Source organism: Acidithiobacillus sp. (genome assembly GCF_023255755.1).
Taxonomy (GTDB): domain Bacteria; phylum Pseudomonadota; class Gammaproteobacteria; order Acidithiobacillales; family Acidithiobacillaceae; genus Acidithiobacillus.
Genome location: NZ_JAGDVS010000159.1, coordinates 1 through 8,791, shown reverse-complemented (window position 1 = coordinate 8,791; position 8,791 = coordinate 1). Strand labels below are relative to the sequence as shown.

The window sequence follows — 8,791 nt, the reverse complement described above, 5'->3', positions numbered from 1 at the left end:
GTCTTGCAAGTGCCCCACACTTTGCCCGAAAAGTGCGCCATTTTTCTCATAAATAGTGCCTGACAGAAAAATGGGCTTTTTTGAAAAATCGGTCTTGAAAATTCCGATTTGAATGTTTGTGAGAAAGCATTTTAACACGGCTACTGCAGAGAAGATGAATTTATTAGCGGTTTTTGCAAAAAATATTGGATTTTAGACAGCCGTTCCCTTTAGAAGTTCTGGAATTCAATAAAAATATTATTTTTAAGCGGCTTTTCGATATATGCATCGCTGCTCAGCCTCCTGAGTCATCAATACGGCTCCCAGGCGATGAATATTCCGTGCCAGCACCGCCATTGCAACATACCGCTTGAATCCGGCAATGCCATGATCTGGACAAATATCGAGACCATGCTGCTCTAATGCGTTAATGGCAGACTCGACTGCTGAATGCTGGTGGCGTAGATGTACGAACTCCGAAGCAGACTCCCGGACTTTTTCGTCGGCAGATTTGCGGCCTTTTTTCGGCAATACGAGCATCGGCAGTATCTCCCTGAGTTCAGTCTGATTGGCCGGGCTGTGAAACCCTTTATCAAAGCTCATGGAGGATACCCCTCTAAAACGCGCCTGTGCTTCTTTAACCATCGGGACCGCTATCTGAGCATCGGTAGTCTGCTCCATCACCGCATGGTGCAGAATAAAACGGTACTGATCTTCGACGATACACACCCTCAAACCCAATTCCACGGGAACGCCCGCTTTCCCTTTGCTGATCCATTCGGTATGGGGCTCGAAGATCGAAAAGACCTTTTCGCTGTGGGGAATCTTTTCACCCTGTAATACCCTGCGACTGATTTGATTGATCTGGCGGCGAGCGTGTTCCAGATAACCTTCGATCTGTTGTGCGGGTTCAAACATGCCCTCTGTTTTCAATGCGTTTATCGTCTCTGTGGCCTTGGATACATGCTGCTCAGCAAGCACCAGATAGGCACTATAGGCTTCCACCATCCGCGCTTCATGCGCAGCACGCTTCTGCGGGTCTTGCGCCGTGGAGTGCTTTATTTTCTGCAGAATACGGTAGGACTTTTTGAAGCTATGCTGCAGATACCGCCATTGCCGCCACTCGGTCCAACCTTGTGCATGGGCCGCGCGGCTACAGGTTTCTATGGTTTTCCGCACGGCATCCAGCAGCAAGTTGATATCCGTCGGATAATGCACCTGGGTTTCGACCACGAAAGAATCACAACGTCCAGCGAGTCCTTCGTCGGGTCTTTTTTTTAGCAGAACATGGCCAGCCTGCACTACATCCTGATTGATCCGGTCCAGTATTTCTGGCGTAAACAAACTCAGGTTATCTTTGATGGTTTGCAGATGATACGGTTCATCGGTATTTTCTGCCCATCCACCATGTCCAAGCATCTCCCGGATGGCGAGATGGTAATTGGCTAAATCGTGGATACGGTCGTAATCCGCATTAAGACCCAGCCGCATCACTCCCAGCACCAATATCTTCCATAGATCCATTCCGGGGCGTCCTTTTTCGGCGCTGACCTTGGTTTTGCCGTCGGCTTGTACTGGTCGCATGTCCGCCAGGATGGCAAATACTCGATCCCGGAGTTCTGGTTGTGTATAAATGTGTTGAAGGCCACGCAAGAGGCGCGGAATATCATCTCGTGACTTGGGATCAATCCGAATGGCAGAAATGTCAGTTTGCCCGAAGACCATCTGTTCATTAATCACTTTTCTCATCGCGAAGATTTTCCATAAGAATGCGAAACGCGTTAAAAATCACCCATATTTTCAATGGATACCCGTCATAGAAGCCGGAAAATGGCATAAAAGAGAGGAAACAGACGCCTGGGAACCGTAACTTCAAATATTAGTATTATTATAACATGCTGTATCTATTAGGCAATAGCATTTCCGGTCAGGCACTAGTTAAATGCGTGATCTTATTTTGTGGAACTATCAAAACTCACTAACCGATGCTGTGTTTCTGCCTGATATCGTGTACACGAGGTCACATTCAACGCCTGACTGGATCTGGAGGCTTCCTGGAGAGCGTAGCTCCGATAGTGTGCACACGGTCATAGTCTCCCTGACTTGCTACAGAAGCCCTTTTGCGGGCTTTTTCGGTTGCCCAATGACTGGTTTTCAGTCGGGTCTGCCACGCCCTACCCTATCCCAAGGTTAAAGCGTTTCCTGTCTGACCGCCCATTGCTCCAGTTCCGCAGCCAGCGCCAGATAGTGCTGGGCGTCACGCAGCCCGGTGATGAAACGACGGGGAATCCCCTCCAGACCTACCTGAGCGCCCACGAGCGCACCCGTCAACATCGCGCGGGACATATTTTGTCCGCCCCCGTTGATGGCGTGCAGTACGGCCGCTTCATAATCTTCCCGGAAACGACTGGCCAGGTAGTAAGCCGCAGGCAGTTGGTGGTAAATGGCGCAGGGCATGCCGTAAACCAGGCTCACCTTCCAGGCGGGTTCAATGACGATGTCGGGATCCGCCGCGGCCAGCGCGGCATATCCCGCCGTGAGCAAGGCGTCAGGCGACGTAAACTGGCCTGCCTGCATCCTTTCGGCACCCTGCGGCGGTGGCTGCAGGTGGCCTTGGGTAACCATATGGAATGGCAGTGCTCCGCTGCGCACCTGCGCCATGAGCGTGGCGCCAATCTGCGGCGTCAATGAAGCGCCAGAGACCAACTGGGCCAGAACGGCGTTGAAGGCGACACTCATGGCGACGATGGCCGGATCGCGCTGGGTCAGGACAATGTTGCTACACACCGCCTCCGCCATTTTTCTCGGCTGCAGGGCATAAAAGGCAGCGATGGCAATGGCGCGTTCGGCACCCTCCGTCGTGTCCGCGTCCCCGGCGCATTCTCCCCATGGGCGATGCTCTGGCACGCGCTTACGCCAGGCCTCCCGAATGGATTGGTTGGTGTAGCCCCCCGGTCCCTGCATGGGCGTGCCGTCCAACTGCGGGAACAGTTCTGTATCCAGCCGACGGGTGAAATCGTCCTCCTCATAACCCGCGCAGTGCACCAACGACTCCATCAGCATGACCAGCAGCAGTCCGGTTTGCGAGATATCCCCCGCAAGCAGGCCACTGTGATAACGGTCGGGGCGCGGCGTGAGATAGTCGGAAATCCAGGGGCCACATTCCCGCCGCAGTTCGGCAAGGTCGTAATACCAATGACACCCCAAAGCCAGCGCATCACCAATCAGGGCGCCCATCACGGCACCCGCTACGCGTTGCATGCTTCACCTCCTCCCGCCAAGCGGGCTCATGGGATATCCGGCAACACGGCGGCGTCGCCTGGTAAAGTCCGTTCCCAGGCCACCCTCTTCATGCCCATACCACAATGGGCATCCCGTGTTTCGGGAAAACGGCAGCCAGTATCATTATACTGCGGATTTTATGTCTTCCGTCCCATTATAGCGGCTCACGGCAAGGATGGTGGGCCGTCTCCAGGTCGCCAGCAGGCCCTTTATAGGCTATAAAGAGGACAAAGCTTGGCCGCCGCAGACCATAAATAACCATGCAAAACCCTTTCTTTGAAAAACCCATCCTCAATTCCCCCTATGCGTATCCGCAGCGTCATTGGGAACTGGATGAACAGGGACAGCCAACTCAACGCATCATCGACAATCGCCGCAAGGCGGAATTCATCAGCCCCATTCCCCGACCACGCAAGCAAAAAGGGCCCGGCCGACAAGCATCGCTGGTGCTCGACCAAGGACTGGGGCTCTCGACCGAGGAACAGCAGTACAACATCACCGCGCTCATCAACGGCGTGCGTGCCGAAGTAGACCAGTGGCGCGGCATCCCCAACCCCGCAGACTGGCGGGTGACCCCCGAGACGGCACGGCTGTTGCAACACTGGCGGCACCACGCTTTCAGCAGCATTCGTCCCTTCTTCTGCCAGATCGAAGCGATCGCCTGCGCGTACTGCAACCCAACGATCCGGACAGTTACTACGCCAGCCGCGAACTGGTGCCCGGCGATATGCTGGCTGATCTGGAACGCGCCCGCATCGTTATCACCAACTACCATGCCTTCAAACTGCGCGAGTGGCTGGAACTCTCCAAAGGCGGACGCCGCCTGCTCCAGGGACAGGGCGGCGAGGCGCTGAACACACTGGAGGCGGAAGGCCAGATGCTCCAGCGCGTCATGCCCGAACTCATGGGCCTGAAAAACATTATCGCCATCAATGACGAAGCCCACCACTGCTACCGCGAGAAACCCGATGGGACGGACGACGATCTCAAAGGCGACGAGAAAAAGGAGGCCGAAGAGAACAGCGCCGCCGCCCGCCTGTGGATATCGGGGCTGGAAGCGGTGCAGCGCAAGCTCGGGCTGGCGCGGGTGTTTGATCTCTCCGCCACGCCCTTTTTCCTGAGCGGCTCGGGCTACGCCGAGGGGACGCTTTTCCCCTGGACCATGAGTGACTTCTCGCTGATGGACGCCATCGAGTGCGGTATCGTCAAACTGCCGCGGGTGCCGGTGGCGGACAATATCCCCGGCGGCGAGATGCCTATGTTCCGCAACCTCTGGGAGCATATCCGCAGCCAGATGCCCAAGCCTGGGCGCGGCAAAGGAAACCCCATAGACCCGCGGGCCATGCCGATTCCTTTGCAGACGGCGCTGGATGCACTTTATGGTCATTACGACAAGACCTTCAAGCTCTGGGAGCAGGCGAACATTGCCGTGTCGCCCTGCTTCATCATCGTCTGCAACAATACCGCCACTTCCAAGCTGGTCTATGACTACATCGCTGGTTTCCAGCAGGCGCAGCAAGACGGTTCCAGCCAGTTGGTGGAAGGCCGTCTGCCGCTGTTTCGCAACCATGACGAGCACGGCAACGCGCTGGGCCGTCCGCGTACCCTGCTTATCGACAGCGAACAACTGGAATCCGGCGATGCGCTGGACGACAAGTTCCGCGTTATGGCGGCTGATGAGATCGAGCGTTTTCGCCGCGAGATGGTGGAGCGCAGCGGCGATCTGCAATCGGGCCAGAACATCAGCGATCAGGAACTGTTGCGCGAGGCGATGAACACCGTCGGCAAGCCGGGTCGACTGGGCGATTCCGTCCGCTGTGTGGTCTCCGTATCCATGCTGACCGAGGGCTGGGACGCTAATACCGTCACCCATGTGCTGGGGGTGCGCGCCTTCGGCACCCAGTTGCTCTGCGAGCAGGTCATCGGTCGCGCTTTGCGGCGCCAGTCCTACGATCTGAACGAAGAGGGGTTGTTCAACGTCGAGTATGCTGATGTGCTGGGCATTCCTTTCGACTTCACCGCCAAACCGGTGGTGGCCCCGCCGCAACCACCCCGCGAAACCATTCATGTCAAAGCCGTGCGACCTGAGCGCGATGCCCTGGAAATCCGCTTTCCGCGAGTGCAGGGTTACCGCGTCGAGCTACCGGAAACACCGCTCGCGGCGCGCTTCGATGCCGACTCGGTCCTGGAGCTCACGCCCGATTTGGTCGGCGCCACCGAGACCCGCAACTCCGGCATCATCGGCGAGACGGTGGACCTCAACCTCGTCCATACCGGCGACGTGCGCCCCTTACAGGCAGTCTACGAGCTGACCTCCTACCTGCTGCTCAACGAGTTCCGCGACAAAGACGGTGCGCCGAAACTCTACCTCTTCGGCCAGCTCAAGCGTATTGCCCGGCAATGGCTCGATGGTTATTTGACCTGCAAGGGCGGCACTTACCCGGCGCAACTCAAATACAAGATGCTGGCCGACATGGCCGCCAGCCGCATCATCACCGCTATCAATCGCGCCATGCTCACGGACCATTCGGAAGAGGCGCAGCGCCATATCCACGTCGTGCTTGACCCTTACAACCCCAGCGGCAGCACCGCCCACGTCAACTTCAATACCTCCAAGACCGAACGCTGGGACACCAGCGGCCCGCCGCCCAAATGTCCGCTCAACTGGGTCATACTCGATAGCGACTGGGAAGGGGAGTTCTGCCGTGTGGTGGAGGCCCACCCTTGCGTGCGCGCCTATGTGAAAAATCATAACCTCGGCTTTGAAGTGCCTTACCGCTACGGCTCTGAATCTCGCATCTACCGTCCCGACTTCATCGTGCGGGTGGACGACGGCCATGGCGATAATGATCTGTTGAATCTCATCGTCGAGATCAAGGGTTATCGTGGCGAAGACGCCAAGGACAAAAAAGCCACCATGGACACCTACTGGGTGCCCGGCGTGAATAACCTCGGCAGCCACGGCCGCTGGGCCTTCGCCGAGTTTACGGATGTCTGGCTGATGCAGGAAGATTTTGTCCGTCAGATTGCGTTATTCTTTGATCGAACAATTGCCAGCGTGGTGGATTCCCACCTATCAGGAGCGATGCCATGACCGCCTTACCCAAGTTGAGTGAACTCACTGTCAGTGAAAAACTTCAGATGATGGAGTCTTTATGGGACAGTCTCTGTCAGCAACCCACAAACATTCCCTCTCCCGTCTGGCACGGAGAAATACTGGTCCAACGGGAAAATGCCCTACGCCAGGGATCTGACCACTTTTCGGCTTGGGATACGGCCAAGGCGAACCTGCGCAAAAGCACCCGATGATCATCGAGATATCCAACGCTGCGCAGCAGGACCTTCTGGACGGTTACCATTTTTATGAAGCCCAAACAGAGGGGCTCGGCACCTATTTTCTCGATAGTCTGACGTCCGATATCGACTCTCTGGTCATCTATGCGGGTATTCATGCGCTTCATTTCGGTAATTTCCATCGCTTACTGGGTAAGCGCTTTCCCTTCGCTGTTTATTACCGCGTAGAAGATAGCATCATCCGCATCTACGCGGTCCTTGATTGCCGCCTGAACCCGGTGTGGTTGCGCAATCAACTCGTTAATGCCGAAGCAGATATTGTTTCTCGCCCCAGCGCCCCTGAAGAGTAAAAAATGGCCAAAAGCCCTAAACCATCCCTGACTATCGAAACCCTCACCCACGACGAGGCGACGCGCAAGAACATCCCCACCGCCGAATATCAGGCGGTGATGCGGCAGGACGAGCAAAAGCCGGTGCGAGTGGAGTACCCCCGGCAGGCCGCCGGGCTGGAGGACGAAAAGCGCAGCCGCAACCCCGATCTCGATCCCCAGCTCATCTGGCGCGGCAAGGATCGGCAGGACTGGTCCAGCCTCGTGGTGCAGGCGCCGCCCCTCTATATCCAGGAAAAGGTCCACCCCAAAGTCCTCATCGACGACCTCCGGCGCTTTCAGGCACGGAACCCGGCACCGGGCGCGGCGGGCCAGGAGGACGGCCAGCAGATCGACCTCTTCGCCGACTTCAACGGCCTGCCCGACGCCAACGCCAAGACCGAGTTCTACCAGCACGACGCCCACTGGGCCAATCGCATGATCCTCGGCGACAGCCTGCAGGTCATGGCCAGCCTGGCCGAGCGCGAAGGCCTGCGCGGCCAAGTGCAGTGCATCTACTTCGATCCGCCCTACGGCATCAAATTCAACAGTAACTTCCAGTGGTCCACCACCAGCCGCGACGTCAAGGACGGCAACACCGAGCACATCACCCGCGAGCCGGAACAGGTCAAGGCCTTCCGCGACACCTGGAGGGACGGGATTCACTCCTACCTGACTTACCTGCGCGACCGGCTCACCGTGGCGCGGGATTTGTTGACGGATTCTGGGTCGATCTTTGTGCAGATCGGGGATGAGAATGTGCACCGGGTAAGGGCGGTGATGGATGAAGTTTTTGGGGATGAGAATTTCGCCTGTTTGATCGCTGTGGCTAAAACGACCGGCGCAACAAGCGAACTACTACCGCCAATATGCGACTATATTGTCTGGTACGCGAAGAGGTTAGACACCGTTAAGTACCATCAACTGTTCGCAAAAAAGATTGCTGGCGAAGAAGGCGCCACTGGATACACGAAAATTCGCTTATCAAACGGAGAGATTCGCCAGATGTCAGCGCAAGAGCGATCTGGTGCAGCATCTTTGCCAATTGACAGCCGCGTCATGGCAACTGGTGACATGACTAGCCAACGCCCACCTGGAGATTTTCCTGTCGCATACCGTGGTAAGACATTTCGGCCCGTCAAGGGCTATTGGAAAACTGGAGAGATCGGTTTTCAGAAAATCATCAAAGCGGATCGCCTGAGCAGTACGTCCGGTGGAAGGCTATCTTACGTCCGATATATCGATGACTTCCCGGCGTTTCCGCTAACGAATGTGTGGTCAGATACTGTCGGGCAAAACCAGTTTGGTGGCGACAAGGTTTACGTTGTTCAAACGGCGAACCGTATAGTTGAACGTTGCATCTTGATGTCCACCGACCCCGGCGACCTCGTCCTCGACCCCACCTGCGGCTCCGGCACCACCGCCTATGTCGCCGAACAATGGGGCCGCCGCTGGATCACCCTCGACACCTCCCGCGTCGCCCTGGCACTGGCCCGTGCCCGCATCATGGGCGCCCGCTATCCCTATTATCTCCTCGCCGACAGCCCGGAAGGACAGCAGAAAGAGGCGGAAGTCACCCGTAGCTTCCCCTCCGGCAAGCCCACTTACGGCAGCATCCGCCATGGTTTTGTCTGTGAGCGCGTGCCCCACATCACCCTCAAGTCCATCGCCAACAATGCCGAGATCGACGTCATCTGGGAGCAGTGGCAGCCCGCCGTCAGCGGCGCCTTGGCAGATCTGAATGCGGCACTAAAAGGCCATAAAACGCCCTACAAAGTCTCCAGCGGCGGACGGCAGGGCCAACTCCTGCATTTCGACGCGCCGGAAGGCCGCAGCACCACCTTGCCCGGCGGCGACACCGTCAGCGC

The 8,791-nt window shown here is 56.9% G+C and carries 5 protein-coding genes and 1 pseudogene; 4 read left to right on the top strand and 2 right to left on the bottom strand.

What is annotated here, in order from left to right; genetic code table 11:
- Positions 1–243: 243 nt before the first annotated feature.
- Both Q0C48_RS11275 and Q0C48_RS11270 read right to left on the bottom strand, forming a co-directional pair.
- On the bottom strand, positions 244–1,728 hold the full coding sequence (locus Q0C48_RS11275) for an ISNCY family transposase (RefSeq protein ID WP_291524391.1): 1,485 nt from the start codon (positions 1,726–1,728) through the stop codon (positions 244–246).
- Positions 1,729–2,169: 441 nt separating this feature from the next.
- Complete coding sequence (locus Q0C48_RS11270; protein WP_291524389.1) at positions 2,170–3,240, bottom strand: ADP-ribosylglycohydrolase family protein; 1,071 nt, start codon at positions 3,238–3,240, stop codon at positions 2,170–2,172.
- Positions 3,241–3,521: 281 nt separating this feature from the next.
- Between Q0C48_RS11270 and Q0C48_RS11265 the strand changes: the two are divergent.
- The 4 genes and pseudogenes from Q0C48_RS11265 to Q0C48_RS11250 all read left to right on the top strand — a co-directional run.
- Positions 3,522–6,355 (top strand): annotated as a pseudogene (locus Q0C48_RS11265) (BPTD_3080 family restriction endonuclease).
- Positions 6,352–6,570, top strand: coding sequence for an addiction module protein (locus Q0C48_RS11260; RefSeq protein WP_215889307.1), 219 nt, complete (start codon positions 6,352–6,354; stop codon positions 6,568–6,570). Before Q0C48_RS11265 ends, Q0C48_RS11260 begins: the two are co-directional and overlap by 4 nt.
- Positions 6,567–6,905, top strand: coding sequence for a type II toxin-antitoxin system RelE/ParE family toxin (locus Q0C48_RS11255; RefSeq protein ID WP_291524384.1), 339 nt, complete (start codon positions 6,567–6,569; stop codon positions 6,903–6,905). Before Q0C48_RS11260 ends, Q0C48_RS11255 begins: the two co-directional genes overlap by 4 nt.
- Positions 6,906–6,908: 3 nt before the next feature.
- The coding region (locus Q0C48_RS11250; protein WP_291524382.1) for a site-specific DNA-methyltransferase at positions 6,909–8,791 on the top strand (1,883 nt) is incomplete at its 3' end.